Genomic DNA, 26,410 nt, shown 5'->3' with positions numbered 1-26,410 from the left:
AGACAACCCCAGTCAGAATGTCCATTAATTCCTGGACAAAACCCCGCTCCACCCGGTACAGCGAGCGCCGTGAGCTGCCACGATGACCGCCGCTCAGCCCGATCGGCTGCAGACGGGCGCAGGCGAACCCCGCGGGCAGCATGGGTCCGGAACTATCCGGACTGGACAGCGGCTCCCCCTCTGCGATGACGACCGCGTTTCCCGTACTCAAATCGCGGGCGAAATATGCAAACGGCCTCATCGACGAGTTCCTGCGGATACAGAGAAGCAGCTGTAACGGCTACGGCGTGGGCTTGCGGGGCAGCAGGAAGCTGACCGCGGCGGTGAGCGCCAGCAGGGCGATGCTGACCCACATGGTGACGACGAAGGCCGTGCCGTAGCCGCGGGCCGGGTCGCCGGTATGGGTGGCCAGGAGCGGGAAGAAGATCGTGCCGATGACGGCGACGCCGGTCGAGGCGGCGACCTGCGCGACCGTGTTGAACAGGCCCGAGCCCGATCCGGCGTGCTCGGCGGGGACGTTCTCCAGGGTCAGCTGGGCGAGCGGCGCGATGGTGAGGCCCATGCCCGCACCGCCGACGACGACGCCGGGCAGGAAGGCGAGCCAGCCGGTGCCGGGCGCGGCGGTGGCGGCGGCGACGGCCAGGAGGGCGAAGCCGGCGGCCAGGATGACGAGCCCGAGCTGTACGGTGACCCGGCCCAGACGCGGGAGCAGCACCGCCACTCCGAGCCCGGCGGCCACGGAGGTGGCGATGGGCCAGGGCAGCATCGTGACCCCGGCGGCCAGCGGCGCCATACCCAGGCCGGACTGCAGGAGTTGGGTGAAGGTGAAGAAGAAGCCGATCACAGGCACGAAGAACAGGAACTGCACCAGCAGCCCGCCGCCGACCGAGCGGATCCGGAACAGGGACACCTCCACGAGCGGGGAGCGTCCGCGCCGGGCGAGCCGCCGCTGGTGGCGGTGGAAGCCGGCCATGACGGCCAGGCCCGCGGCCAGGCTCACGTACGTCCAGACCGGCCACGGCCGCTCCTCGCTGCCGGCGATCAGGGGGTAGAGGATGAGCACCAGGCCGACGGCGCAGACGACCATGCCGGTCAGGTCGATGCGGGGCCGGGTGGCGCCGCGCCCCTGGGGCAGGACGCGGGCGGCCACGATCAGGGTCAGGATGCCGACCGGTACGTTGATCCAGAAGACGGCCCGCCAGCCCTGGCCGAACAGGTCGGCTTCGAGCAGCACCGCGCCGAGGATCGGGCCGACGGCCGCCGCGAGCCCGGACAGCGAGGAGAAGGCGGCCATCGCGCCCCCGCGTTCGTGCGGCGCGTACATGAGCTGGATCTGCGAGAGCACCTGGGGGACCATCACGGCGGCGAAGAGCCCCTGGACGACGCGGGCCGCCACGAGCATGTCGGCGGTCGGCGCGGCGCCGCACAGCGCGGAGGCGGCGGTGAACCCGGCGATGCCGATCAGGAAGAGGCGGCGGTAGCCGTACAGGTCGCCGAGCCTGGCTCCCGTGACGATGCCGAGCGCGAAGGCCAGCGTGTAGCCGGCCAGGATCCACTGCAGCTGCGCCGGCGTGGCGCCGAGCCTGGCGCTGACGGAGGGCACGGTGACGTTGACGATGGTGACGTCGAGCAGGTCCATGAAGCCGGCCAGCAGGATCACGACGAGAGCGGTCGTGCGGACGCGGCCGGTGGTGGCGGCGATGGTCGTGTTGGATGTCTCGATGGACACCAGGGCCCTCCAACGGCAGGAGAGGGAATAGAATGTCTTTGTCGCTAAGTATCTGAACCATGAAGATAATGAGGCATTGAGTGAACGTCAAACCGCAGGACGACCTCCCCGATCGCATCGTGCTCGCGATGACCGACCTGGCCGGGGCGATGGGTCGGCTGAACGACCTGATCGCCCAGCGGGCCGGCGTCAGCCCCACCGACCTGCTGTGCCTGCACACCCTCAACCGGGAGGGACCCAGCACCGCGGGCAGGCTGAGCGCCCGCCTGGGCCGTACGACCGGCGCGGTCACCCACATGATCGACCGGCTGGAGAAGGCGGGATACGTGCGGCGCCGGCCGCATCCGGAGGACCGCCGCAGTGTCGTGGTCGAGGCGGTGCCCGAGGCTCTGGGGAAGGTCGCCGCGTTCTACGAGGGGCTCGACGCCCGGGCTCGCCGGCTGATGGGCGAGTTCACCACCGAGCAACTGGAGGCGATCCACGCCTTCATCGCCGGCAGCCACCGCGACGCCGTCGAGGAGTCCGACCGCATGACCTGATGATCAACGAAGGCTGTCCGTTCGGGCGCCTACCATACGCGCATGACCACGCACGGATTCACGCTCACCGCCGAGGGCCCGTTCGACTTCGGCGCCTCGTTGCGCTTCCTCGAGGACTGGCCGGCCACCAGCGCTCTGCCCTCCGACGGGCGGGCGATGCGCTTCGCCTACTGCGCCGAATCCGACTGGCTGCCGATCGGCGTCACCGTGACGGGCGCGCCGGGCGGGGTCGCCGTGGCCACGACGCGGCCCGCCGGGCCGGGGATCCGGGGCGAGGTGGCGCGGATCCTGTCCCTCGACGTCGACGGCGCCGGCTTCACCAAGCTCGGCGAGGTCGACCCGGTGCTCGGCGACCTGCAGCGACGCAGCCCCGGCCTGCGGCCGGTGTGCTTCTGGAGCCCGTGGGAGGCCGCGTGCTGGGCGGTGATCGTGCAGCGTTCGTCGATGCTCATCGCCTCGCGGATCAAGCAGCGCATCGCGGACCGGTACGGCGCGAAGGTCACCGTCGACGGGCAGGCGCACTCGGCCTTCCCTCCGCCCGTGTCGCTACTGGAGGCCCGGGGCCTCGGGCTGCCGGCGCAGAAGGAGGAGTGGCTGCGCGGCCTGGCGCAGGCGGCGCTCGACGGCGTGCTCACCACCGAGCACCTCCGCTCGCTCGACCCGCAGGACGCCCTGGCCGAGCTGCGCGCGCTGCCCGGCGTGGGGCCGTTCTCCGCGGGGCTGATCCTGATCCGCGGCGCGGGCGCGCCGGACGCGTTCCCCGGCGACGAGCCGCGCCTGTTCGCGATCCTGCGCGAGGCGTACGGCCTGCCGGAGGACGCGCCGCCGAGCGCGTACCGGAAGCTGGCCGAGGCCTGGCGGCCCTACCGGTCCTGGGCATCCTTCCTCTTCAGGGCCACTTCCTACGGGACCGCCGACGACCGCGACTGATGGCCGTTGCCATCCGGCTCCCGTATACGTAGACTCATACGTATACGGGATGAGGGTGAGACGATGCCGAATAAAACGATCTACGTGTCCGACGAGGATCTGCCGATCTTCCAGCGGGCTCAGGAACTCGCCGGCGGCAAGCTGTCGACCGCCATCAGCGTGGCGCTGCGGCGCTACGTCGAGATGGAGGAGGGCCGCCAGGAGGGCTACGAAGAGGTCATCGTGCAGGTCGGCCAGGGCGCCGGGCGCAAGCAGCGCTTCTCCGGCGTGCTGCTCGGCGAGTGGGGCCGCACCAGCCGCAGCGGGCGGGTGGAGATGTTCCGGGTGTACCGCTCGCGCAAGGGCAAGTTCGTCCTGCACGTCGACCGCTCGCCCGACTGGGTGAGCGGCTCGGAGTCCGACGACTGGGTGAGCACCTGGCGCGGCTACCTCGGCCTGGGCGAGACGAGATGGGGCTTCGTGCAGGGCGTGGCCACGCTGGAGGTCGTCGACACGGTCGAGGAACTGCGCGGCAAGATCCCTGACGAGTTCTACGACCTGATCGCCGACCTGGCCGAGCGGCCCGCCGTCGAGGACCTGGACATCTAGAACCCGCTGAACGAAGCGGGCGGGCGACCGTCCGCCATCCCGTCATGCCCATAAATCATGGTCAACCCCCCAACAAAAAGGAGAAATCCGGCGATGCCTCCCGCCATTCACGCCGAGGGCCTGGTCAAGAAGTACGGCGACGTCGTCGCCCTGAACGGGATGAACCTGTCCGTCCCGGAGGGCACGGTGTTCGGCCTGCTCGGCCCCAACGGCGCAGGAAAGACCACAACGGTACGTATCCTGACCACCCTGGTCAGACCGGACGCCGGCCGCGCCACCGTCGCCGGCCTCGACGTCGTCGCGCAGGCCGACCGGCTGCGCTCGCACATCGGCGCGTCCGGCCAGTACGCGGCGGTCGACGACCACATGACCGGCGCCGAGAACCTGGAGATGGTCGGCCGCCTCTACCACCTGGGCGCCAGGCGCAGCAAGCAGCGCGCCCGGGAGCTGCTGGAGCGCTTCGACCTGACCGGCGCGGCCGACCGCCCGGTGCGGGGCTACTCCGGCGGCATGCGGCGCCGGCTCGACCTGGCCGGCGCCCTGGTGGCCGACCCGCCCGTGCTCTTCCTCGACGAGCCCACCACCGGCCTGGACCCCCGGGCCCGGGCGGGCCTGTGGGACGTCATCTCCGAGCTCGTCGCGGGCGGCACCACCGTACTGCTCACCACCCAGTACCTGGAGGAGGCCGACCGCCTCGCCGACCGGATCGCGGTGGTCGACCACGGTCACGTGATCGCACTGGGCACCGCCGACGAGCTGAAGGACCAGGTCGGCGGCGACCGGATCGAGCTGACCGTGGCCGGCGCCGGCGACCTGGAGGCCGCGCGGCGCGCCCTGGCGTCCTTCGGCGAGGTACGGATCGACCCCACGGCGCTGCACGTGACGGTCCCGGTCACCGGCGGCACCGCCGCGCTCACCACCGCGCTCGGCCTGCTGGCCGCCGAACGCGTCACCGTCCGCGACGCCGGGCTGCGCCGCCCGACCCTGGATGACGTCTTCCTCACCCTCACCGGCCACGAGGTCACCGCAGAGAAGGAGCCCGCCCGATGAACGCCCTGCAGATCGTGCTCGCCGACGGCGTGACGATCACCAAGCGCAACGCGCTCAAGATCAGACGAGCCCCGGATCTGCTCGGCGGCGCGGTCATCCTGCCGATCGTGTTCGTGCTGCTGTTCGCGTACGTCTTCGGCAGCATGATCGAGCTGCCGGGCATGTCGTACCGCGAGTACATGATCCCGGGCATCTTCGTCCAGACCATCGTCACCAGCGCGCAGATCACCGGCTACACCCTCACCCAGGACCTGCAGAAGGGCATCTTCGACCGGTTCCGCACGCTGCCGATGGCGCCCTCGGCGGTGCTGGTCGGCCAGACCATCTGCGACGCGCTCATGAACGTGACCAGCATCGTCGTGATGGCGCTGGTGGGCCTGGCCGTCGGCTGGCGCATCCACACCTCGCCGCTGGAGGCCGTGCTCGGCTTCCTGCTGCTGCTGTTCTTCGCCTACGCCTTCTCCTGGGTGACGGCGGCGGTGGCGCTGGCCCTGCGCACGCCCGAGGTGTTCAACAACATCGCCACCATCGTGTCGATGCCGCTGGTGTTCCTCTCCAACGCCTTCGTCGACGCCGGCCGCCTGCCGGGGCCGCTCAGAGCCGTCGCCGAGTGGAACCCCGTCTCCACCGTCGTCCAGGCCGCCCGCGAGCTGTTCGGCAACGCGGTCGCGACGCGACCACAGGCCTGGCCGCTCCAGCACGCGGTGGCGGTGTCGCTGTTCTGGTCGGTGCTGATCCTGGTGGTGTTCGTGCCGCTGGCCACGCGTCTGTACAAGCGGGCCGTAAGCCAGTGACCTTTCGCGGCGGCGGGCGCGCGCTCGCGCAGGGCGCGATGCCCTCGCTCAGGGCGCGATGCCCTCGCGCAGCAGCGCCCACACCCGGTCGGCGGTGGCGCGCCGGTCGGGGGCCGGGGCCTTGGCCAGGACACCGGCGAGCATGCCGACGACCAGCACCAGGTCGTCGGCCGAGACGTCCTCGCGGACCTGCCCCGCGCGCCGGGCGTCGCCGAGCACGCCCGCCAGCACCCTCGACACGCGATCGCGTACGTCGATGATGCGGGGATCGGGCTCGCTCGGCCGCGCGCTGACCATCTCGATGAACGCGGTCGAGGCGATGGCCTGCTCGGTCAGCAGCTCCAGCAGGTCGTCGAGCGTGGTGCCGGGCCGGGCCGCCAGCGCCTCCAGCTCCGTGACGCCGTCCTCGAACACGGCCATGGCGAGGCTGATCCGGTCGGGGAAGTGCCGGTAGAGGCTGCCCTGCCCGACCCCGGCGGCGCGGGCGACCGTGCTCAGCGGCGCGTTGTATCCGGCGCTGGCGAACACCTCCCGGGCGGCCGCGACCAACGCCGCCCTGTTCTCGGCTGCGGCACTCGGTCCTCTGTTCGGTCGACGTGACTCCGACACGGCGGGTATCGTAGCAACCGGACAATGTTGTCCGGTTGCCGCGCCGCGAACATGGCGGGCCGGATGACGGCTGGTGAAAGGACGGGCTCTTGAGCACATTCGACGATCGCGTCGCCCTGATCACAGGTGCGGGGTCCGGGATCGGCCGGGCGATGGCCGTGGCGTTCGCCAAGGCGGGCGCCCGCGTCGTGGCCTGCGACATCGACAAGGAGTCGGCCGGGCAGACCGCCGAGGAGATCGGCGAGGCGGCCGTCGCGGTCTCCGCCGACATCTCCGACGAGGCGTCGGTGGCCGCGCTGACCGAGGCGGCGATCGGCGCGTTCGGCCGCATCGACGTGCTGTGCAACAACGCCGGGATCATGGACACGATGGCGCTGCCCGCCGACATCCCGGTCGAGCTGTGGGAGCGGGTCCTGCGGGTGAACCTGACCGGCACGTTCCTGGTCACCCACGCGGTGCTGCCGCACATGCTGCGCCAGGGCGCCGGCGCGATCGTCAACACCGCCTCGGAGGCCGGCATCCGCGGCGGGGCGGCCGGCGCCGCCTACACCGCGTCCAAGCACGGCGTGGTCGGCCTGACCCGCAGCGTGGCCTGGGCGCACGCCAAGGACGGCATCCGCTGCAACGCCATCCTGCCCGGCCCCACCATGACCAACATCGCCACGAACGCGTCCTTCGACCCCACCGGCGCCGCCCGGCTCGGCCCCGTGCTCGCCCTCGGCGAGCGGCTGGCCCAGCCGGAGCAGATGGCCGACGCCGCGCTCTTCCTCGCCTCGGACGCCGCCTCGTTCGTCAACGGGGCGATCGTCCCGGTTGACGGCGGCTGGTCGGCGGCCTGACCGCCCCTATCTCTGGAGGACATTTGAGCAACGCCCCGCACTACCCGTTCGCCGCCCCCAGCGCTCTGGAGCCGCCAGCCGAGTGGGCCGACCTGCGCCAGGGCTGCCCGGTCGCGCCGATCAAGCTGGCCAGCGGCGACGAGGCGCTGCTGCTCACCCGGTACGCCGACGTGAAGCAGCTGCTGTCGGACCCGCGCTTCACCCACCACCTCGTGGCCGACGACGCCGCCAACATCACCTCGACCGAGTCCGGCGGCGTGTTCGGCGACGAGGGCGGCACCAGCGTCAAGGGCGAGGCCCACCGGGAGTGGCGCAAGCTGATCGGCAAGGCCTTCACCGCCAAGCGCGTCTCGGCCATGCAGCCGGGGATCGAGGCGATGGCCGGCCGGCTGGTCGACGAGATGGTCAAGCAGGGCCCCGCGGCCGACCTGGTCACCGGCCTGGCCTTCCCGCTGCCGGTGTGGGTGATCTGCGAGCTGCTCGGGGTGCCGGAATCCGACCGCGACAAGTTCGCGTACTGGTCGGACACGCTGCTCAGCCTGACGAAGTTCACCCAGGAGGAGATCGACGCGGCCCAGGCCGAGTTCGCCGCGTACATGCGCGCCCACGTCGCCGACAAGCGCGCCGAGCCGGGCGACGACCTGATCAGCGAGCTGATCTCGCTCGTCGGCGCGCTCGACGGCCAGGTCACCGAGGAGGTCATGCTGATGACCGCCAAGGGCCTGCTGGTCGCGGGCCACGAGACCACCGCGAACATGATCGGCAAGATGGTCGCGATGCTGCTGGCCGACCGCGCCCGCTGGGAACGGCTGGTGGCCGACCCGTCGCTGATCCGCCCGGCGGTGGAGGAGTGGGCCGTACGCCTGCCTGGGCCAGTCGCTGGCCCGCACCGAGCTGCAGACCGTGCTCAAGGTGCTGCTCGACCGCCTGCCCACGCTGGAGCTGGCCGTGCCCGCTGAGGAGCTGAAGCGCCGCGAGGGGCTCATCGTCGGCGGCCTGCGGCAGGTCCCGGTGCGCTGGTAGAACCGAAAGGAACCCTCTGATGAACGTCACCGTCGACACGGACAAATGTTGCGGGGCAGGCAGCTGCGTGCTGCTCGCCCCCGAGGTGTTCGACCAGGGTGAGGACGACGGCATCGTGATCCTGCTGGACCCGTCGCCGGCCGAGCCCCTGCACGCCGCCGTACGCGAGGCCGCCGACGTCTGCCCGGCCGCCGCGATCACCCTGGACGGGCAGCCTTGACGGACGTCCTGATCGTGGGCGCCTCCGCCGGCGGCCTGGCCGTCGCGGAGGCGCTGCGCCGCAAGGGCCACCAGGGCGGCCTGACCGTCCTGGGCGCCGAGCCGCATCCGCCCTACGACCGCCCGCCGCTGTCCAAGCAGGTGCTGGCCGGCGCGTGGGAGAGCGAGCGGGCCCACCTGCGGCCCAAGACCGAGCTGGACAAGCTGGGCGCGACGTTCATCCTCGGCGACCCCGCGGTGCGGCTGGACCCCGAGGCGCGGGAGGTGTCCGCCGCGTCCGGGCGGACCCTGCGCGCGCAGGCCGTCGTGCTGGCCACCGGGCTGACCCCGTCCCGGCTGCCCGGCCAGGACGGGCTGGCGGGCGTTCACGTGCTGCGCACCCTGGACGACGCGCTCGCGCTCCGCGCCCACCTGCTCGAAGGGCCGCGCCTCGTCGTCGTGGGCGAGGGCGTGCTGGGGGCGGAGGTGGCCGCCACCGCGCGCGGCCTCGGCCTGGACGTCACCCTCGTCGGCCTCGGCCGCGCGGTCCTGGCCGACCAGCTCGGCGACCCGGCCGCCGCGCTGCTCACCAGGAAGCACGCCGAGCACGGCGTCCGGCTGCGGCTCGGCGTCGGGGTCGAGGGCCTGGCCTCCGAGAGCGGCCGGGTCACGGGGGTACGCCTGGCGTCCGGCGAGCTGCTGCCCGCCGACGCGGTGGTGGTGGCGATCGGCTCCCGCCCGGCGACCGGGTGGCTCGGCGACAGCGGGCTGGCCCTGCGCGACGGCGTGGAGTGCGACTCCCGCTGCCGCGCCGCCGACGGCGTCTACGCGGTGGGCGACGTGGCCTCCTGGCGGCACGAGGGGCTCGGCCGGCGGCTGCGGCTGGAGAACCGGACCAACGCCGTCGAGCAGGCCCAGCTCGTGGCCGCCAACATCCTCGGCGAGGACCTGTCCTACGCGCCCGTCCCGTACTTCTGGACCGACCAGTACGACGTCAAGATCCAGGTCCACGGGCTGCCCACGCCCGAGGCGGAGGTGAGCGTGGTCGAGGGCGATCCCGAACAGAACCGCTTCGTCGCCCTCTACCGGTGCGACGGAGTGGTCACGGCGGTGCTGGGCTGGAACATGGCCAAGGCCGCCCGCCTGCGGCGCAGTCAGCTGGGCACGGCGTAGAACTACTCCACCAGGGTGCCGTCACCCTGGTGGAGCAGCGGCTCAACGGGTGCGGACCTGCTGGTCGGCGTCGGCGGGCAGGCCGGCCGGCTGCGGCGCGGCGGCGCGGCGGCCGGGGATGGTCAGGACGATGAGCGCCGCCACCAGGGCGACCCCGCCGCCGATGAGGAAACCGGCGCGGAACCCGGCCTCGGACGGCAACGTCACGGACCCGAACGTGACCGTCAGGTTGGCCAGCACCGCCCCGAGCACGGCACTGGCGCAGGACGTGCCGATCGAGCGCATCAGGCTGTTGAGCCCGTTGGCGGCGGCCGTCTCGGTACGCGGCACGGCGCTCATGATGATGGACGGCATGGCCGCGTACGCGAAGCCGATCCCGGCGCTGACCACGGACGAGAAGATCAGGACGCCCCACGCGTGCCCCATCAGGGCGAGGGCCATGAGGTAGCCGGAGGCGATGACGAGCGTCCCGAGCAGCAGGGACGTCTTGGGCCCGCGAGCCCCCGACAGGCGGGCGGCCACCGGCGAGATCGCCATCATGACCAGCCCGGCCGGGGCCATCCACAAGCCGGCCTCGACCATCGACCGGCCCAGGCCGTACCCGGTGGCCTCGGGCAGTTGCAGGAGCTGAGGCGTGATCAACGACATCGCGTACATGGCGAAGCCGATCACGATGGAGGCCAGATTGGTCAGCAGCACCTGACGGCGCGCGCTGGTGCGCAGGTCGATCAGGGGGGCGGACACGCGCAGCTCCCACCAGCCCCACAGCAGCAGGATCACCGCCGAGGCGGCGAACATGCCGAGCGTGATGCCGCTCGTCCAGCCCCAGTCACCGCCCTTGGAGACCGGCAGCAGGAACAGGGCCAGGCCGGCCGCCAGGCCCACCGCTCCCACGAAGTCGAAGCGCCCCGGCGACTTGACCGGCGACTCCGGCACGACGATGAAGATCAGCACGCTCATCACCACGCCGAGGACGGCAGCCCCCCAGAACAGCGCGTGCCAGCTCACGTACTGGGCGACGAACGCGGCGGCGGGCAGGCCGAGCGCTCCGCCCACCCCGAGCGAGGAGCTCATCAGTCCGATGGCCGAGCCGAGCCGCTGCGGCGGCAGCACGTCCCGCATGATGGCGATGCCCAGCGGGATCACGCCCAGCCCGAGCCCCTGCAGGGCGCGGCCGATCACCATGGGGGTCAGCGAGTTGGCGGGCGCGCACACCAGGGAGCCGACGGCCAGCAGGACCGCGCTGACGATCATGACGCGGCGCTTGCCGTACAGGTCGCCGAGCCGCCCCGATACGGGCATGGCGACCGCGCCGGCCAGGAGGGTCGCGGTGATGGCCCAGAAGGCGTTGGCGGCCGTGGTGTGCAGGAGGATCGGCAGGGTCGCGATCAGCGGCACCATCAGCGTCTGCATCAGCGAGACCGTGATGCCCGCCGCCGCCAGCACGCTGATGATCGCTCCACTGGACGGTGCGGCACGCGTTGAACTCATGAGTTCTCCCGTATCTCGCATAATTATATGCACGATGCATATGGTATGTATCCTACACATCACCATATAGAGGGATATTCTGACCGCCGTGGGGAGGTATTCATGCGCGAGGAGATCGTTGACATCGAGCGCGAGCTCATGCTCATCGGCCGATACAAGGAGCTGGCGTCGTCGGCCGCGCCTCCCTCGGAGCGGCGGCTGGAGCGTGGCAGCAGCTACATCCTGCTCAGCCGGCTAGAGGCCGAGGGGCCGATGTCGATCGGCCAGCTCGCGCAGGCGTTCAGCCTCGACACCTCGACCGTCAACCGGCAGACCGCCGTCCTGCTCCGCGACGGGCTCGCCGAGCGCATCCCCGACCCGGAGGGCGGGATGGCCCGGCTGCTCCGCATCACCGAGGAGGGGCGGCGGCGGGTCGGCGGGGAGCGCGAGTACCGGCTCCGGGGCCTCGCCACGGTCCTGAAGGACTGGACCCCGGAGGAGCTGGCCGCGTTCGCCCGGGGCCTGGCCCACTTCAACGCCAGCATCGAACACTGACGGGACGGCGGCGTGCCCCGTCCGCTCAGGCGCTTGTGACGGCGACGATGGTCTTCAGGACGTCCCGGGGCGGGTCGGCCAGGCCGCGTCGTACGGCATCCGAAAGCGGGACGGTCTGGACGGGCAGCCGATCGACCCGGATGTGACCGGCGTGCAGGAGGGCGACGGCGGCGCGTACGTCGGTGTCCCATCGGTGCGAGGCCGACCCCACGATGCGCTTCTCCCCCAGCACCACGTCCAGCGTGGGCAGCACGGCGGGCTCCGGGGTGACGCCGAGTAGGACCGTGGTGCCGCCGCGACGGCACAGCGCCAGCGCGTCGGTCACCGCGGCGGGCGTTCCCGCGCTCTCCACCACCACGTCAGCCATACGGCCGCCGGTGAGCTCGCGGACGGCGTCCGCCGCCTCGCCGGGTGCCGCGCCGGCGAAGCCGCACGAGCCGGCCAGCGCGCGGCGGCCCGGGTCCGGGTCGACCGCGACGACGGCCGCCGCCCCGCGGCAGGCGGCCACCTGGGCGACCAGCAGCCCGATGGCGCCGGAACCGACGACCGCGACCACGGCGCCGGACACGTCACCGGCCTTGTCGAGCGCCCGTACGGCGACCGCCGCGGGCTCGGCGAAGACGGCGACCTCGGCGGGCATGCCCTCGGGCAGCGGGACGCAGCGGTCGGCCGGCGCCACCAGGTACTCCGCCAGCCCTCCGTCGTCCTGCAGCCCGAGCGCGGCCCCGCGCTCGCACAGCGGGTAGTCCCCCCGCGCGCACCACCAGCACCGGCCGCAGCCCAGCACCACGTCCGGCACGACCGGGGTGCCCGGGACGAGGTCGACGCCGGGGCCGGGGCGGGCGACCACGCCGACGACCTCGTGCCCCAGGGTGAGCGGGGCCGTCCGGCCGGTCAGCGGGTGCGGCGTGACCGGCACGACGATCGGTCCCGCCTGGTACTCCTCGACGTCGCTGCCGCAGATGCCGCAGAGCGTCACCGCGATCAGGACCTCGCCGGGACCGGGGCTGGGGATCTCGGTCTCGACCAGCCGCACATCGCCGCGCCCGTACCAGCGCAACGCCGCCATCCGCGTCATCCCCGCACCCCGCTCGGCTGGACGCAGCCGCATCCGCTCGGCCCCGACGCCCGCACCCCGCTCGGCTGGTGGGCCGGGCTCATGGGCGGGTGCCGGTGAGGCGGGTGGTGACGCCTGGGCGGGTGGTGAGGCCGTCGGTGAGCTCCACGCCCAGCCCGGGCCGGTCCTCCAGGCGCACCCGGCCGTCCTCCACGGGCGGCAGGCCGGTGGCCAGCTCCCCGTACCAGGTGTGGCGGAAGGCGCGCACGCTCTCCTGCACCAGCGCGTTGGGCTGGCTCAGCGCCAGGTGTACGCACGCCGCGAACGAGATCGGCCCGGTGCAGTCGTGCGGCGCGAACGGCAGGTCGTACGAGTCCACGAGCGCGGCGATCTTGCGGGCCTCGGTCAGCCCGCCCGTCCAGCCGATGTCGACGATGGCCACCCGGATCCCCGCGCGTTCCAGCAGCCCGCGGAACGCGCGCTGCCCGGTCAGCGTCTCGCCGGTGGCCAGCGGCACCGGCGTCGCGGCCTGCAGCGTGGCGTACGAGGCCTGGCTGTCGGCCCGCAGCGGGTCCTCGACCCAGTACGGGGTGAAGCGTTCGAGCTCCTTGACCAGGCCGAGCGCGGCATGCAGGCTCCACAGGCCGTGCAGCTCGACCATGACGTCCATCTCGGGGACGGCGTTCTTGATGTCGTCGAGCACCTTTAGACCGGCCCGCAGGTCGTCCCGCTCCAGCCGCATGCCGCCGGTGCGCTCGGCCGCCTGGTCGAACGGCCACACCTTCATGGCCCGCAGGCCCTCGTCCCACAGCTCCTTGGCCAGCTCGCCCGGCCGTTCGAGGAAGCCGCGCAGGTCCTCGTACCGTGACGTGTCGGCCAGACCCCAGTTGGAGACGGCCTGGCGCGGCTCGTCCTTGACGTAGGAGGGGCCCGCGCAGGTGTTGTAGACGGGGAGGCCGTCCTGGTAGGGGCCGCCGAGCAGGGTGGCGACGGGCTGCCCGGCGGCCTTGCCGAGCAGGTCCCACACGGCGATGTCGACGGCCCCGTTGCCCCGGGTCTCGACCCCGCTGCCCTGGAAGCCCACATGGCCGGTGAGCAGCCGGCGCAGCCGCTCGGGGCTGGGCAGCGGCGCTCCCACGAGGAGTGGCGCGACGGTCTCGTGCAGGTAGGCCTCGACCGCCTCCGCCCCGAAGAACGACTCGCCGAGGCCGGTCAGGCCGTCGTCGGCGTGCAGCCGTACCAGGAGCACGTTGGGCTGAATCGGGCATCGGATGGTCTCCAGGCCGGCGACGGCTCGGGTGCTCATGGTTCAAGAACGCTAGCTGGTTAGACCAGTAACCACAAGGACTCCAAGGAAGCCTTGACAGTGACGTTGTAGCCAGCCACGATCTAGCAATCTGGTAAGACCAACATCGGAACGGATGTTGAGAACTATGACGTTGACCACCAGTCCCTTAGCGATCACCATGTGGGACTTCTCCTGGCTCGAACGGCGCTGGGACGGCGCCGGCTACCAGGACTGGGACCGCGCACTCGACGAACTGGCCGAACGGGGCTACGACGCGGTACGCATCGACGCCTTCCCCCACCTGGTGGCGGCCGATCCGGAGCGGGCCTGGCGCCTGCTCCCCGTGTGGCACTTCGAGTCCTGGGGCGCCACCGAGCCGGTCTCCGTACGCGTGCTGCCCGACCTGCTCGACTTCATCCGGGCGTGCGCGGCCCGCGGGCTGCGCGTCGCGCTGTCCTCGTGGTTCAGGAAGGACGAGCTCGACGTCCGCTCGCGGATCAGGACCCCGGCCGACCTGGCCCGGGTCTGGGACGTCACGCTCTCGGCGATCGAGGGCGCCGGCCTCGCCGACGCCGTCTACTTCGTCGACCTGGTGAACGAGTGGCCGCTCGCGATGTGGGCGCCCTTCCTGTACGGGAACGACGCGAGCGCCGAGACCCTGTCCCGGGGCGACGAAGTCGTACGGAACTGGACCAAAGAGGCGATCTCCACCCTGCGCGCCGCCCACCCCCGCTACCGCTACACGCTGTCCATCTGCACCGAGACCACCGGCGCCCCGGGCGAGGACCTGTCCGAGCTGGACCTGCTCGAACCGCACGTGTGGATGACGCCGCAGGCCACCACCGACTTCTACACGGAGATCGGCTACGACCTGCACCACTCCCAGTTCGACCCGCGGGCCTACGAGCCGCTGTCCGGCCCGGCCGAGCGCCTGTACCGGGCCGATCCGCAGCGGTGGGCCGGCCGTCTGACCGGGCACATCGGGGAGGTCGCGGCGTGGTCGCGCGCGGTCGGCAAGCCGCTCGTGACCACCGAATGCTGGGGGATCGTGAACTACAAGGACGGCCCCGGCCGCGACTGGGGCTGGGTCAAGGAGCTGTGCGAGATCGGGGTACGCGCCGCGCTGGCCACCGGGCGCTGGGAGGCGCTGTCGACCAGCAACTTCTGCGGCCCCCAGTTCGACGGCATGTGGCGCGACATCGCCTGGCACCGGCGCATGACCGACGCCATCCACGCGGGGGTCACCGAATTCACGCCCGTCCCCTGAGAGGAACCGGACACATGAGCGATATCCCCCGTCGAGACCTCCTGCGCGGCGCCGCCCTGCTGAGCCTGGCGACCCCGCTGGCCGCCTGCGGGTCGAGCGGCGCGCCGGTCGGCTCCAAGGAGTCCGGGCCGCAGGGCACGGTCAACGTCTGGATGCACGAGGAGCAGGCGAACACCAAATACTTCAACGCCAAGATCGCCGAGTATCAGCGCCAGTTCCCGAAGGTCACCGTCAAGCCGCTGTACGTCCCCATCGCCAACCTCGACACCAAGCTCTCCACCGCGTTCACCACGGGCTCGCCACCCGACCTGATCAAGGTCGGCGCCTGGACCCTCGCCGAGCGGGCGTCCAAGGGGCAGGTCGCGCCGCTGCCGCCGGCCGAGTTCGGAGCCGGCTCCATCGACGAGCTCAAGACCAGGTTCGACACCAACGCCTTCGCTTCCCTCACCTACAAGGACCAGGTCTACGGCATCCCGATCGACTTCAACTCGGTCCACCTCTGGTACCGCCGCGACCGCTTCGAGCAGGCGGGGCTCGACCCCGACAAGCCTCCGACGACCTGGGAGGAGGTCGAGGAGTTCAACGCCAGGCTCACCACGGGCTCCCAGGTCGGGCTCCAGTGGCAGCTCGCCGACAACATCTGGGCGATGCTGAACTTCATCCCGCTGATCAACGGTCTCGGCGGGAAGATCGTGGACGAGAGCACCGGACACGGCGGGCTGAACACGCCGGCGGGCCTGCAGGCGCTCGAGTACTACGGCCGCCAGGGCAATCCCAGGCTGAGCGACCCGGTCGGCGCGTTCGGCCTGTTCGCCAAGGGCACCGCGGCCATGCTGGTGTCCGGCCGGTTCACCTCCAGCCTCATCCCGGCCCTCAATCCCAAGGCCGAGCTGGGCAAGACCTTCGACAGCGCCGTCATACCGAACTGGGCGGGCAAGGAGAAGGTGGCCTCCGGCTACTCATGGGGATGGATGGTCGCCAAAAGGGCGAAAAATCCGTACACGGCCTGGCATTTCGTGAACTGGCTGTCGACGTCCGAGCACGTCGACCAGCAGCTGGCCGCCACCGGCCTGGTCACCCCGGCGGCGGGCTGGCAGAAGCTGCCGAGCGCCCGCGACAAGGCCAGCCAGCAGCTGGAGGAGCAGCTCCCGTACACCGACTTCGGCCCGGTGCTGCCGCAGTGGACCGAGACGATCAAGGCGCTGCTCGACGCGCTGGAGTCGGTGATCCACAAGCAGCGGCCCGCCAAGGAGGCCGCGGCCGCCTTCGACGACGCGGTGGGGCGGATTCTCAAATGACCGCTGCACGCCGGGCCACCATGGCCGGGACGGAGGCCCGCGCGGGCGCGGGCCTCGCCGCCCCGGCGATCGTGTACTTCGTCCTGTTCTGGGCGCTGCCCGCGGTCGCGGCCCTCTACCTGAGCTTCACCTCGTACGACCTGTCGGGCACCCCGCAGTGGGTGGGCCTGGACAACTACCGCGAGATGGCCACCAGCGAGGAGTTCTGGAGCAGCGTGTGGGTGACCGTGCTCTACACGGTCTTCGCGGTGGGCCCGACCATCGTGATCGCGCTGGTCGTGGCCGTGCCGCTGGCCAAGCCCGGCCGGCTGCGCGCCTGGCTGCGCGGGCTGATCTTCATCCCCGCGGTGATGCCGCTGGTCGGCGCCACGGTGCTGTGGCAGGTCATCTACTCCACCGGCGGGCTCGCCGACACCCTGGCCGGCGCCCGCCCGTGGCTCACCGACTCCGACTACGCCATCTGGGCGCTGCTCGTGATGGTCATCTGGAAGTACGTCGGCCTCTACGTGATCATCTTCGTCGCCGGGCTGCAGGCCCTGCCGGCCAACGTCTTCGAGGCCGCGGCCATCGACGGCGCCCGCGCGCTGCGTACGTTCTTCCTGATCACCGTGCCGCTGCTGCGCCGCACCTTCACCTTCGTGATCGTGGTGGCCGTCACCGGGGCCATGCAGTCGTTCGTGCCCGCCTACCTGCTCACCAAGGGCGGCCCCGTCAACGCCACCCAGGTGCTGCCCCTCTACCTGTACAACAACGCGTTCTCCTTCTCCCGGTTCGGCTACGCGTCGGCGATCGCGATCGTGCTGCTCGTGGTGCTGCTGGTCTTCGCCTTCACCCAGTTCAAGCTGATCAGGAGTGACGAGGAATGAGAATCCGCCGCTCGCTCACCGTGGTCGCCCTCGTCGGCTTCGTGGCGCTGATGCTGCTGCCGCTCTACTCCATGGTCGTGCTGGCGTCGTCGCCTGACGACAGCGACCTGTCCGGGCTGCGCTTCCACGGCTTCGCGCTGTTCGACAACCTCGGCCAGATCATGACCGACGGCCGGTTCCCGCGCTACCTGCTGAACAGCGTCGTCATCGCCTCGGCGGTCTCCGTGCTGGACGTGGCGATCTCGGCGGCGGCCGGGTACGCGCTGGCCCGGCTGCGCTTCCCCGGCCGGGCCGCGCTGCTCAACCTGGTGATCATCGCGCTCTCGCTGACTCCGGCGGTCGTCATGATCCCGGTGTTCGTGGCGCTCAGCGAGCTCGGCTGGCTCAACAGCTACCAGGGCCTGATCGCGCCGTTCGTGGCCAGCGCGCTCGGCGTCTTCCTGGTCCGGCAGTTCGCGCTGGGCATCCCCGCGCAGATGCTGCACGCCGCGCGGGTGGACGGCGCCGGCGAGCTGCGCATCTTCTTCCTCATCGCCGTCCCGCTGCTGCGCCCGGCCCTGCTCACGGTCCTGCTGCTGCAGTTCCTCGCCCAGTGGGACAACCTCATCTGGCCGCTGATCGCGGCCAGCGAGCAGGAGCTGTGGACGCTGCCGCTCGCGCTGTCGTCCTTCGAGGGGGAGCACGGGATCGTCTACCACCTGCAAACCGCGGCGGCGCTGCTGTCGATCCTGCCGCCGCTCGTCCTGTTCGCCCTGCTGCAGCGCTACTACGTCTCGGGCCTCACCCTCGGAGGAGTCAAGCGATGACCGACGGCATCCGCATCGAGCGGGTCACCAAGCGGTACGGCGGTCAGGTGCTGTTCGCCGACATCGACCTGCACGTGCGCGACGGGGAGTTCCTGGTGATCGTCGGCCCGTCGGGGTGCGGGAAGTCCACGCTGATGCGCATCGTCGCCGGGATCGAGCCGGTCAGCGCCGGCCGGGTCACGGTCGGCGGGAAGGACGTCACCCACGTCCACCCCGGCGACCGCGGGATCGGCATGGTCTTCCAGGACTACGCCCTCTACCCGCATCTGAGCGTCGAGGGCAACCTGGCGTTCGGCCTGCGCGCCCATCACGTGCCGAAGGAGGTCATCCGGCAGCGGATCGAGGACACCAGCCGCGTGCTCGGGCTCGCCGACCAGCTCAGGAAGAAGCCGGGCCAGCTCTCCGGCGGCCAGCGCCAGCGGGTCGCGCTCGGGCGCGCCATGATCCGGGAGCCGGCCGCGTACCTCATGGACGAGCCGCTGTCGAACCTGGACGCCGCCCTGCGCGTGCAGATGCGGGCCGAGCTGATCGAGTTCCACCGCCGCACCAAGGGGACCGTCCTGTACGTGACCCACGACCAGGTCGAGGCCATGACCATGGGCGACAGGGTGGCGGTGCTCAACGAGGGCGAGTTCGCGCAGATCGGCACCCCGACCGAGATCTACGAGCAGCCGGCCACCGTGTTCGTCGCCACGTTCCTCGGCAGCCCGCAGATGAACCTGATCGAGGCCACCGCGCGGGCGGGCGCGGACGGGGTGGAGCTGACCAGCGGCGACCTGCGCTGGCGGCTGCCCCGGCTGCCGGACGGTCTGCCGGAGTCGGTACGCGTCGGGTTCAGGCCCGAGTCCGTACGCGTGCGCGCCGACGATGGGGCCGCGCTGCCCATCGAGGCGACGGTGTCGTACCGGGAGAACCTCGGCAACGAGAGCATCCTGCACCTGCGCGACGACACGGGGCGGGCCGTCGTCGCCCGCGTGCCGCCCCGCACCGGCCCGCGCGACGGGGAACGCGCGACCTTCCACGTGCCGCTCACCGATCTTCACCTGTTCGGCCCGGACGGGCGGGCGTGCTGGCACGGAGCGCGGCTCGGCACCGGCGGCGAGCCGCTACCGTGGTCGGCATGACCGCTGAACGCGGGAGGAAACCGTCACTTGAGAGCCCTGCGGAACCGTCACCCATGATCGGGGGGAAGCCGCCGACCAGTCCGGGAGCGCTGATCGCCGTTCTCGAGGACCGGATCCTGACCGGACACTGGGCCCCCGGCGTACGCCTGCCCTCCGAGCGCGACCTGGCGACCGAGTTCGCGGTCAGCCGTCCGGTCATCCGGGAGGTCCTCAAGGCCCTGCAGGAGCGCGGGCTGATCGAGGTGTCGCCGCAGCGGGGCAGCTTCGTCCGCCACTACACGGCGGAGAACCTGATGCGGCCGATGAACCTCGCGGCCCGCGCCGCCGGGGTGACCGCGCGCCAGCTCATGCGGGCGCGCGTCATGCTGGAGACCGAGGCCGCGGGCCTGGCCGCGGTCAACGCGACCAAGCGCGACCGTACCGACCTGCTGCGGGTCCACCAGCTCTTCGCCCGGCCGGGCGACGTGCACGCCAGGGCGCGGGTCGATCTCGCCTTCCACGAGACCATCGCCAGGGCCTCGGGCAATCCGGTCATCCACATGATGTTCACCGCGATCCAGGACCTCACCTACGGGCTGATGCTGCGCAGCCTCAGCGACCGCGAGGTCCGGGAGGCCGGCGAGCCCCTGCACACGGTGATCCTGGAGGCCATCCTCGACCGCGACCCCGACGGCGCCCGCGAGGCGATGCGCCGCCACCTCGACCTCGCCGAGGACTTCTACGGGCCCGACATGGACACCAACCTCGCCGACGTCATCGAGCACCGGCTCGCGGCGTCCGGCGACGACCTCATAGCCGACCTGAGCCGGCCCTCATGACCACCCGCAGGGCCCGGCGCTTGACGGCGTCGATCTGGTCGGGGCGCCCGGTCATGATGCCGTCCACGCCGAGGGTCATGAGGCGGCGGATGACGGCCCGCCGGTCCGTCGTCCACGTGTAGACCCGCATGCCGTGCTGGTGGACCTGCCTGACATAGGTCGCGGTGAGGCCGCTGTGCGGCACCGTGACCGCGGCGGCGAACCCGGCCAGGTCCTCGAGCCGGGAGGCGTCCGGCTTGCCGAGCAGCGCGACGGGGAGGTCGGGCATCATCTCGTGCAGGTTCCGCATCGACTCCCAGTCGAACGCCTGTACGGCCAGCCGCTTACCCCTCCACAGGCCCCGGTACTTGCGCAGCTCGGCGGCCACCCGTTCGTCGATGTCCGCGTTGGCCGGATCATGCTTGATCTCCAGCAGCAGCCCGACCCCGCTCTTGCTCGTCGCCCGCAGCCCCTGCTCCAGGGTGGGCACCTTCTCGCCCTGGAACTGGGAGGAGAACCACGAGCCGGCGTCCAGGCGCTGGATCTCCGCGAGCGTGAAGTCGGCGACCCGCCAGGGGGAGCGCCCGGGGAAGACCTGCTCGACGTTGGTGGTGCGGGCCAGCGTCTGGTCGTGCATCAGGATGAGCCGGTGGTCCTTCGTCTGCTGGACGTCGAACTCGCACATGGTGGCCCGCTGGGCCCGGGCCACTTCGCAGGCCACGATGGTGTTCTCGGGCGCGTAACCGGATCCGCCCCGATGCGCGATGTTGTCGACCTCCCACGGCGTGGCATGGGCTGCACTCGCCATGACGGCCAGTGCGGTGATGACGACGGCACCCAGCAGACGGTACATGAGCGCTCCTCCGACCCTTTCTCCCCCCGAACCCGACACGGACCTCTTATGTCGAGTTACGTCGAAAAGTGCCCACTAATGGCAGCAAAGAGCGGTTCGCTACGGCGTGTCGCGGACGTCCGCACGAACTTTTTGCCGACGACCTCAGTAGCCGCTCCCCCGGCCCAGGGGACCGAACGCCACGTCCTTCTGCTGCCCCAGCACCTGGTCCTGCGCGCCGTACGCGGTGACCGTGACCGGCGGGGAGTTCAGGATCTCGGCCGACTTGTCCTCGGGATCCGGCACCGGCTTCCCCGGCACCCGGGCGATGAAGAAGCCGCCGGCCAGCCGCGCGTCGGTGCGCCGCCCGTCCGCCCAGTCGATCTGCACCCGGCGCACGCCCGAGGTGACCCGGCCGACGACGACCCGGTACATGTCGTCGTGCTGGACCCGCTCCGGCCCCGTCGCGTACGAATGCATGTGCGAGGTGTACGCGTCCACCTGGAGATCCCCCTGGAAGCCGGCCAGGTCCCCGGGCGGCTTGAACCCCCAGTACGTGAAGACCGCCCGCTCCGCCATGTCCCGCTGCGTGGTGGGGGTGCACAGGACGAAGCCGGCGAGGCTGCCGACCAGGGCCGTCATGCCCTTCTTGTCCCGGTACTCGGCCAGCACCCGGAAGTCCTCGACCGAGCCCTGCTCGGGGAGGCGCAGGTTGCCGTCCATGTTGTGGACGGGACCGCCGTTGGGCATGCACTCGCGTACGACCCGCAGTTGCTCGGGGGTGTTCTCCGGCAGCCGGGTGACCTCCGCCGCGGTGTCCGGGCCGGAGCCGCCGGAGGGGACCGCGACGATCACCGCCGTGACCAGGGAGGCGGCCGCCGCGAGCCCGGCGAGCGACCACGCCGCGCGCCGGCGCAGCAGCGCGCCAGTGCGCGCCCGCCGGGCGTACGCGAGGGCGTCAACGGGCCTGGCCTCGGCCGCCATCCGCCGGAGCTCCTCGCCGATCCGCTGTTCGTCGATGGTCATCTCAGGCCTCCAGGGTGACGTTCTCGCCGACCAGCTCGCGCAGCCGGACGACGGCTTGGTGGGTCTGGCTGCGCACGGTGCCCACCGAGCAGCGCATGATCTTGGCGACCTCGGACTCCGGCAGGTCCTCGTAGTAGCGCAGCACCAGGACGGCCCTCTTGCGCGCCGGCAGGGCGCGCAGCGCCTGGGCCAGGGTGACGCGGGTGTCGACCTCGCCGGTCCGGTCGCCCGTGGCCCGGTCGGGGGGCGCCTGGACCACGCGTTCGCGGCCCCAGCGCGGACTTCGCCACCGTCCGACCTGTTCGTGGTACATGACGCGGCGCACGTACGCCTCCGGGTTGTCCCGGATCCGCCGCCAGTGTCCGGCGGTCTTCGCCAGCGCCGTCTGCAGCAGGTCCTCGGCCGCGTGCTGGTCGTTGGTCAGCACGTACGCGAGCCTGATCAGGCTGTCCGAGCGGGTGGCGACGAACTCGGTGAAATCTCGCTGCTGGTCGGGGTGCAAAGGCTCTCCTCTGGTCTCACCCGTCCAGATGGAGCCGGACCCGAGAATCTATGGCGTCACGGGCGGCGGCGGTTCCAGGAGTCGGTGATGTGCTTGCGCATCGCGGCCGCCGCCCCCTCCGGGTCGCCGGCCGCGATCGCGTCCTTGATGGCCTGATGCTCGGCCAGCGTCTGGCGCATCACGGCCTCGTTGTACTCACCGTGGTAGAGCATGCTCGTACGGGCCTTGTCGTGGATGCTGTTGACGATCGCCCGCCCCAGCCGGTTGCGTGACGCGGCCATGATCATGTCGTGGAAGCGCACGTCGGCGGCGGCGAAGTCGGGCGTGGAGGCAAGGTTGGCCCGCATGACCGCCAGCTCGGCGCCGATGCGCTCCTCGTCGTCGGGGGTGCGCGCCAGGGCGGCGGCCGCGGCCATCTCGGCCTCCAGCGCGGTGCGCACGGACACCAGCTCGTCCAGGAACGTCACGTTCTCGTCGTGTGCGATGACGGCGGTGAGCACGACGTCGTCGAGCAGGTTCCACTGCCGGGGGTCGGTGACCTGGGTGCCGCGGCCGTGCTCGATCCTGACCAGGCCCTTCTCCTGGATCACCTTGACCGACTCGCGGATCACCGTCCGGCTGACCCCGAACTCCTCGCAGAGGTCGGCCTCGGGCGGGAGCGCCGTGCCGGGCGGCAGCGTCCCGCGGACGATGTCGTCGACCAGCTGCTCGACCACGGTGGTGCCCAGTTTGGCCCCGCGGACCCGGCGCGGTGGCCGCTTGCCGGCCCGCTCGGGCGGCTGCGAATCCCGCGTCGAATCCCACGGCCCCGTAGTCGCGTGCTGAGTCAACGCATCCTCCCGTCCGCCTGAACGCCCTTCAGTGTAGGGCATTGTGAATACGTCACACGTATGATGTCATATCCGGAAACACGGCGTTTACGTACCTCAAGCCGCCTTGTCCGAAGGAAGCCCCATGAGACGACGCACCCACCTGGCGGTCACCGCGGCAGCGGCCCTGCTCGCCGTCGCGGCCTGCGCTCCCCCGAACGCCCCGACCGCTACGAAGCCGACCGGCTCCGCCGGATCGCAGTACGGCTTCGCCCCCGCCGAGCAGAAGGCCGGCAAGCTCCTGGTGTGGGTGGACTCCACCCGGCTCGACGCCGCGAAGGCGTACCAGAAGGCACACCCCGACGTGCAGCTGGACATCGTCACCTACGACGGCAACGCCAACGGCTCCAACACGCTCAAGACCAAGGTGCAGCTGTTCGACCGGGCCGGCGAGGGCTGGCCGGACGTCGTGTTCACCACGGACAACAACACCGCGTCGTGGGCCTCGCAGGGCGACAACGCGTTCGTCGCCCCGCTCAACAAGGGCCTGCTCGACGACGCCACGCTGAGCGGCTTCGCCAAGGGCGCGCTCGACGTGTGCACCGTGGACGGCACGGTCTACTGCCTGCGCAACGACCTGGCCCAGGTCGTGCTCTGGTACAACAAGAAGCTGCTCGACAAGTTCGGCTACACGCTGCCCACCACCTGGGAGGAGTACCAGGCGCTGGGCGAGAAGGTGGCCGCCGAGCATCCCGGCTACATCATCGGCACGGCCGGTGACGCGTGGGCGCCGGAGATCTACATGTGGGGCGGCGAGTGCCCGGCCAACCAGGTCACCGGGCCCAAGGCGGTCACCGTCAAGGCGACCGACGCCAAGTGCGTGCGCACCGCGAAGATGATGGACAAGCTCGTCGCGAACAAGACCATGTCGATGCTGTCCCTGTTCGGCCCCGAGTTCGCCAAGAGCCAGGGCGACAAGGTGCTCATGCTGCCCGGCCCGGCGTGGTATGGCGGCGCGGTCTTCCAGGGCACGCTCAAGACCCCGAAGGGCGAGCTGGCCGTGGGCGACGCCCTGCGCTGGTCCGACCAGAGCACGCCGGTGACCGGCAACGTCGGCGGCGGCACCTGGTGGCTGTCGCGGCACAGCGCGCGCCTCGACGCGGCCAAGGACTTCATCGGCTGGGTCGCCACGGCCGACGCGTACCAGGTCGAGCTCTCCCCCGGCTATCCCGCGTACGCGCCGGCCGCGACCAAGTGGATCAAGAAGCAGCAGGACAGCGGCTACTACGCCGGCGACATCGCCGGCCCGATCTCGGCCGCGGCCGGGCAGGTGTGGCCCGGCTGGGGCTCGCCCGAGTTCAGCCAGGAGGCGGTCTGGGCCAAGACCGTCATCCCGGGGCAGACCGCGGGCAAGACGATCGAGTCGCTGCTGCCGGAGTGGCAGACGGCCATCGAGCAGCAGGCCCAGATCTTCGGCTACCAGGTCACCAAGTGATCGGATCGAGACTGCGGCTCTCCGCCGGGCACGTCTTCGTCTCCGGGTACGTGGTGCTGCTGGTCGCCTTCGGCATCGTGCCCACGGTGTACGCGCTCAACCTGGCCTTCACCGACGCCCGCGGGGTCTTCACCGGTTTCACCAACTTCGTCAGGACCGCGCAGGACTTCCGGTTCGTGGCCGCCGTCGAGCACGTGGCGACGTACCTCGTGCTCTGGCTGGTCACCCTGACCGTGCTGGTCCTGCTGCTCGCGCTGCTGGTGCACCGGCTCACCGCGGGCTGGTCGCGGGCCGCGCTGCGGTTCGTCTACTACGTGCCCGGCGCGCTGGCGGGCGCGTCGAGCGTGCTGCTCTGGCTGTTCATGCTGGACCCGTCCGTGAGCCCGGTGGACGACCTCGTCCGCGCCCTCTGGGGCGAGACCTTCGTGCAGGTGATCTCGCCGGGTCACCTGCCGTGGATCTTCACCCTGATCGCGTTCTGGACCGGCGCGGGCGGCTGGATCGTGGTCATGTACGGCGCCCTGAACACGATCCCCCACCAGCTCATGGAGGCCGCCCGGGTGGACGGCGCCGGGCCGGTGAAGATCGCGCTGCGGGTGCAGCTGCCGATGCTGCGCAAGTGGATCGTCTACATGCTGATCCTGTCCCTGGCGGCGGGCACGCAGCTCTTCGTCGAGCCGCAGCTCATCTCCCAGGCCAGCTTCGGCGTGGTGGGCAACGACTACTCGATCAACCAGCTGGCGTACCTGTACGCCTTCAACCAGAACGACTTCAACGGCTCCGCGGCGATCGCCGTCGACCTGCTCATCGTGGCGCTGTGCTGCGCCGGGCTGTTCGTCGCGCGGGGAGGTCTCTTTGACACGGACTGACCCCGCGCGGGCTGTCGCGAAAGTGCTCGTCACCGCGTTCCTGCTGGTCTTCGCGGTGTTCTTCGTCGTCCCCATGCTGTGGCTGCTGCTCGCCTCGACCAAGAGCCCGGCCGACCTGATCCACGGGAACCCGCTGTCGCCCGGCTCGCTCGGCTCGCTCGTCACCAACTGGCAGCACCTCATGTCCTTCCAGGACGGCGCCGTGCTGACCTGGATGGGCAACTCCATCACGTACGCCGCGTTCTCCGTGGCGCTGACCCTGCTGGTCAGCATCCCCGCCGGTTACGCGATGGCGCTCATGCGATTCACCGGCAGGCGGCTGCTGCTGATCGTCACGCTGGTCGTGATGCTCATGCCGGGGACCGCGCTGGTGCTGCCGATCTTCCTGGAGCTCAGCTACGTCGGCCTGGTCAACCAGGCGGCCTCGGTCGTGCTGCCGATGTCGTTCTTCCCGTTCGGCGTCTATCTGACGTACATCTACTTCTCCACCAGCGTGCCCGGCGAGCTGCTCGACGCGGCGCGGCTGGACGGGTGCGGGGAGAGCGCGACGTTCCTGCGGGTGGCGCTGCCGCTGGCCAAGCCGGTGGTCGCGCTGGTCGCGTTCTTCAGCTTCGTGACGAACTGGAACAACTTCTTCCTGCCGTACGTCATGCTGCCGGACAGCGACAACTACCCCATGCAGGTCGGGCTCACGCAGATGCTGGCCGCGACCCCCACGTTCAACCCCGTCGTCGGCGCCAACGCCGAGGTGCAGCCGCCCGAGCTGATCCTGGCGACCCTGCTGTCCATCGCTCCCGTGCTGCTGGTGTTCCTCTTCTCCCAGCGCTTCCTGGTCGCCGGGCTGACCGCCGGCGCGACCAAGGGATGACCGCCTCTC

27 protein-coding genes and 1 pseudogene are annotated in these 26,410 nt (G+C 71.1%); 19 read left to right on the top strand and 9 right to left on the bottom strand.

Features of this window, described 5'->3' with window-relative positions; translation table 11 throughout:
* Window positions 1–280: 280 nt before the first annotated feature.
* Window positions 281–1,729: an MFS transporter gene (locus tag ACIBI9_RS47440; RefSeq protein ID WP_397233064.1), complete on the bottom strand. Its 1,449-nt coding sequence runs from the start codon at window positions 1,727–1,729 to the stop codon at window positions 281–283.
* Between the two features lie 80 nt (window positions 1,730–1,809).
* Between ACIBI9_RS47440 and ACIBI9_RS47435 the strand changes: the two genes are divergently transcribed.
* From ACIBI9_RS47435 to ACIBI9_RS47415, 5 genes are all read left to right on the top strand, one after another.
* The gene (locus ACIBI9_RS47435) at window positions 1,810–2,268 is read left to right on the top strand and encodes a MarR family winged helix-turn-helix transcriptional regulator (RefSeq protein ID WP_397233062.1); all 459 of its coding nucleotides are present in this window, start codon (window positions 1,810–1,812) and stop codon (window positions 2,266–2,268) included.
* 42 nt (window positions 2,269–2,310) lie between these two features.
* Entirely contained in the window at window positions 2,311–3,198 is an 888-nt protein-coding gene (locus ACIBI9_RS47430; RefSeq protein WP_397233060.1) for a DNA-3-methyladenine glycosylase family protein, read from the top strand.
* A gap of 63 nt (window positions 3,199–3,261) precedes the next feature.
* Window positions 3,262–3,786 (top strand): EXLDI protein, encoded by a 525-nt coding sequence (locus tag ACIBI9_RS47425; RefSeq protein ID WP_397233058.1) that lies wholly within the window; start codon window positions 3,262–3,264, stop codon window positions 3,784–3,786.
* Between the two features lie 93 nt (window positions 3,787–3,879).
* Window positions 3,880–4,836 carry an ATP-binding cassette domain-containing protein gene (locus tag ACIBI9_RS47420; RefSeq protein ID WP_397233056.1) on the top strand — a complete coding sequence of 319 codons (957 nt, stop codon included), beginning with the start codon at window positions 3,880–3,882 and terminating at the stop codon, window positions 4,834–4,836.
* On the top strand, window positions 4,833–5,630 hold the full coding sequence (locus ACIBI9_RS47415) for an ABC transporter permease (protein ID WP_397233054.1): 798 nt from the start codon (window positions 4,833–4,835) through the stop codon (window positions 5,628–5,630). Before ACIBI9_RS47420 ends, ACIBI9_RS47415 begins: the two co-directional genes overlap by 4 nt.
* Window positions 5,631–5,678: 48 nt before the next feature.
* Here ACIBI9_RS47415 and ACIBI9_RS47410 read toward each other — a convergent pair whose 3' ends face one another.
* The gene (locus ACIBI9_RS47410; RefSeq protein WP_397233052.1) at window positions 5,679–6,239 is read right to left on the bottom strand and encodes a TetR family transcriptional regulator; all 561 of its coding nucleotides are present in this window, start codon (window positions 6,237–6,239) and stop codon (window positions 5,679–5,681) included.
* Between the two features lie 89 nt (window positions 6,240–6,328).
* Here ACIBI9_RS47410 and ACIBI9_RS47405 point away from each other — a divergent pair, with 89 nt between their 5' ends.
* The 4 genes and pseudogenes from ACIBI9_RS47405 to ACIBI9_RS47390 all read left to right on the top strand — a co-directional run bounded on the left by ACIBI9_RS47405 (window position 6,329) and on the right by ACIBI9_RS47390 (window position 9,472).
* Window positions 6,329–7,078: an SDR family NAD(P)-dependent oxidoreductase gene (locus ACIBI9_RS47405; protein WP_397233050.1), complete on the top strand. Its 750-nt coding sequence runs from the start codon at window positions 6,329–6,331 to the stop codon at window positions 7,076–7,078.
* An 8-nt stretch (window positions 7,079–7,086) separates the two neighbouring features.
* Window positions 7,087–8,101: pseudogene (locus ACIBI9_RS47400) on the top strand (hypothetical protein).
* Window positions 8,102–8,120: 19 nt separating this feature from the next.
* Complete coding sequence (locus ACIBI9_RS47395) at window positions 8,121–8,321, top strand: ferredoxin (RefSeq protein WP_397233048.1); 201 nt, start codon at window positions 8,121–8,123, stop codon at window positions 8,319–8,321.
* A complete protein-coding gene (locus tag ACIBI9_RS47390; protein WP_397233046.1) occupies window positions 8,318–9,472 on the top strand; it encodes an NAD(P)/FAD-dependent oxidoreductase in 1,155 nt (384 codons plus the stop codon). The genes ACIBI9_RS47395 and ACIBI9_RS47390 overlap by 4 nt, the downstream gene beginning before the upstream one ends.
* 42 nt (window positions 9,473–9,514) lie before the next feature.
* On the opposite strand, the gene ACIBI9_RS47385 is transcribed toward ACIBI9_RS47390, so the two are convergent.
* Window positions 9,515–10,963, bottom strand: coding sequence for an MFS transporter (locus ACIBI9_RS47385; RefSeq protein WP_397233044.1), 1,449 nt, complete (start codon window positions 10,961–10,963; stop codon window positions 9,515–9,517).
* Window positions 10,964–11,065: 102 nt separating this feature from the next.
* On the opposite strand from ACIBI9_RS47385, the gene ACIBI9_RS47380 reads away from it, so the two are divergent.
* Window positions 11,066–11,497, top strand: a complete 432-nt coding sequence (locus tag ACIBI9_RS47380) for a MarR family winged helix-turn-helix transcriptional regulator (protein WP_397233042.1) — start codon at window positions 11,066–11,068, stop codon at window positions 11,495–11,497.
* Window positions 11,498–11,522: 25 nt separating this feature from the next.
* Here the strand turns inward: ACIBI9_RS47380 and ACIBI9_RS47375 are convergent, their stop codons facing one another.
* Both ACIBI9_RS47375 and ACIBI9_RS47370 read right to left on the bottom strand, forming a co-directional pair.
* Complete coding sequence (locus ACIBI9_RS47375; protein ID WP_397233040.1) at window positions 11,523–12,575, bottom strand: alcohol dehydrogenase catalytic domain-containing protein; 1,053 nt, start codon at window positions 12,573–12,575, stop codon at window positions 11,523–11,525.
* A gap of 79 nt (window positions 12,576–12,654) precedes the next feature.
* Window positions 12,655–13,860, bottom strand: a complete 1,206-nt coding sequence (locus ACIBI9_RS47370; protein WP_397233038.1) for a mandelate racemase/muconate lactonizing enzyme family protein — start codon at window positions 13,858–13,860, stop codon at window positions 12,655–12,657.
* Between the two features lie 127 nt (window positions 13,861–13,987).
* On the opposite strand from ACIBI9_RS47370, the gene ACIBI9_RS47365 reads away from it, so the two are divergent.
* Genes ACIBI9_RS47365 through ACIBI9_RS47340 form a run of 6 tightly spaced genes read left to right on the top strand, consistent with a single transcriptional unit; the run spans window position 13,988 to window position 20,021 of the window.
* The gene (locus tag ACIBI9_RS47365) at window positions 13,988–15,109 is read left to right on the top strand and encodes a cellulase-like family protein (RefSeq protein WP_397233036.1); all 1,122 of its coding nucleotides are present in this window, start codon (window positions 13,988–13,990) and stop codon (window positions 15,107–15,109) included.
* A 14-nt stretch (window positions 15,110–15,123) separates the two neighbouring features.
* Window positions 15,124–16,407, top strand: a complete 1,284-nt coding sequence (locus ACIBI9_RS47360; protein WP_397233034.1) for an extracellular solute-binding protein — start codon at window positions 15,124–15,126, stop codon at window positions 16,405–16,407.
* The gene (locus tag ACIBI9_RS47355) at window positions 16,404–17,273 is read left to right on the top strand and encodes a carbohydrate ABC transporter permease (protein ID WP_397233032.1); all 870 of its coding nucleotides are present in this window, start codon (window positions 16,404–16,406) and stop codon (window positions 17,271–17,273) included. The genes ACIBI9_RS47360 and ACIBI9_RS47355 overlap by 4 nt, the downstream gene beginning before the upstream one ends.
* On the top strand, window positions 17,270–18,079 hold the full coding sequence (locus ACIBI9_RS47350; RefSeq protein ID WP_397233030.1) for a carbohydrate ABC transporter permease: 810 nt from the start codon (window positions 17,270–17,272) through the stop codon (window positions 18,077–18,079). The genes ACIBI9_RS47355 and ACIBI9_RS47350 overlap by 4 nt, the downstream gene beginning before the upstream one ends.
* Window positions 18,076–19,203, top strand: a complete 1,128-nt coding sequence (locus tag ACIBI9_RS47345; protein ID WP_397233028.1) for an ABC transporter ATP-binding protein — start codon at window positions 18,076–18,078, stop codon at window positions 19,201–19,203. The genes ACIBI9_RS47350 and ACIBI9_RS47345 overlap by 4 nt, the downstream gene beginning before the upstream one ends.
* A 53-nt stretch (window positions 19,204–19,256) precedes the next feature.
* Window positions 19,257–20,021: a FadR/GntR family transcriptional regulator gene (locus tag ACIBI9_RS47340; RefSeq protein ID WP_397233026.1), complete on the top strand. Its 765-nt coding sequence runs from the start codon at window positions 19,257–19,259 to the stop codon at window positions 20,019–20,021.
* Here ACIBI9_RS47340 and ACIBI9_RS47335 read toward each other — a convergent pair.
* From ACIBI9_RS47335 to ACIBI9_RS47320, 4 genes are all read right to left on the bottom strand, one after another.
* Complete coding sequence (locus tag ACIBI9_RS47335; protein WP_397233024.1) at window positions 19,993–20,853, bottom strand: glycerophosphodiester phosphodiesterase; 861 nt, start codon at window positions 20,851–20,853, stop codon at window positions 19,993–19,995. The two genes, ACIBI9_RS47340 and ACIBI9_RS47335, sit on opposite strands and share 29 nt — an antisense overlap.
* 144 nt (window positions 20,854–20,997) lie before the next feature.
* On the bottom strand, window positions 20,998–21,858 hold the full coding sequence (locus ACIBI9_RS47330; RefSeq protein ID WP_397233022.1) for a hypothetical protein: 861 nt from the start codon (window positions 21,856–21,858) through the stop codon (window positions 20,998–21,000).
* A gap of 1 nt (window position 21,859) precedes the next feature.
* Window positions 21,860–22,360 carry a SigE family RNA polymerase sigma factor gene (locus tag ACIBI9_RS47325; RefSeq protein WP_397233020.1) on the bottom strand — a complete coding sequence of 167 codons (501 nt, stop codon included), beginning with the start codon at window positions 22,358–22,360 and terminating at the stop codon, window positions 21,860–21,862.
* Window positions 22,361–22,416: 56 nt separating this feature from the next.
* Window positions 22,417–23,190, bottom strand: a complete 774-nt coding sequence (locus ACIBI9_RS47320; RefSeq protein WP_397233018.1) for a FadR/GntR family transcriptional regulator — start codon at window positions 23,188–23,190, stop codon at window positions 22,417–22,419.
* A 124-nt stretch (window positions 23,191–23,314) separates the two neighbouring features.
* Here ACIBI9_RS47320 and ACIBI9_RS47315 point away from each other — a divergent pair, with 124 nt between their 5' ends.
* From ACIBI9_RS47315 to ACIBI9_RS47305, 3 genes are read left to right on the top strand one after another with little or no spacing between them, the layout of a single operon-like run.
* Window positions 23,315–24,664: an ABC transporter substrate-binding protein gene (locus ACIBI9_RS47315; RefSeq protein ID WP_397233016.1), complete on the top strand. Its 1,350-nt coding sequence runs from the start codon at window positions 23,315–23,317 to the stop codon at window positions 24,662–24,664.
* Window positions 24,661–25,533 (top strand): carbohydrate ABC transporter permease, encoded by an 873-nt coding sequence (locus ACIBI9_RS47310; protein WP_397233014.1) that lies wholly within the window; start codon window positions 24,661–24,663, stop codon window positions 25,531–25,533. Before ACIBI9_RS47315 ends, ACIBI9_RS47310 begins: the two co-directional genes overlap by 4 nt.
* Window positions 25,520–26,401: a carbohydrate ABC transporter permease gene (locus tag ACIBI9_RS47305; protein ID WP_397233012.1), complete on the top strand. Its 882-nt coding sequence runs from the start codon at window positions 25,520–25,522 to the stop codon at window positions 26,399–26,401. Before ACIBI9_RS47310 ends, ACIBI9_RS47305 begins: the two co-directional genes overlap by 14 nt.
* The last annotated feature ends 9 nt before the right edge of the window (window positions 26,402–26,410 follow it).

The sequence above is a fragment of the Nonomuraea sp. NPDC050451 genome (assembly GCF_044458585.1).
This window is presented reverse-complemented; position numbering and strand designations above follow the sequence as displayed.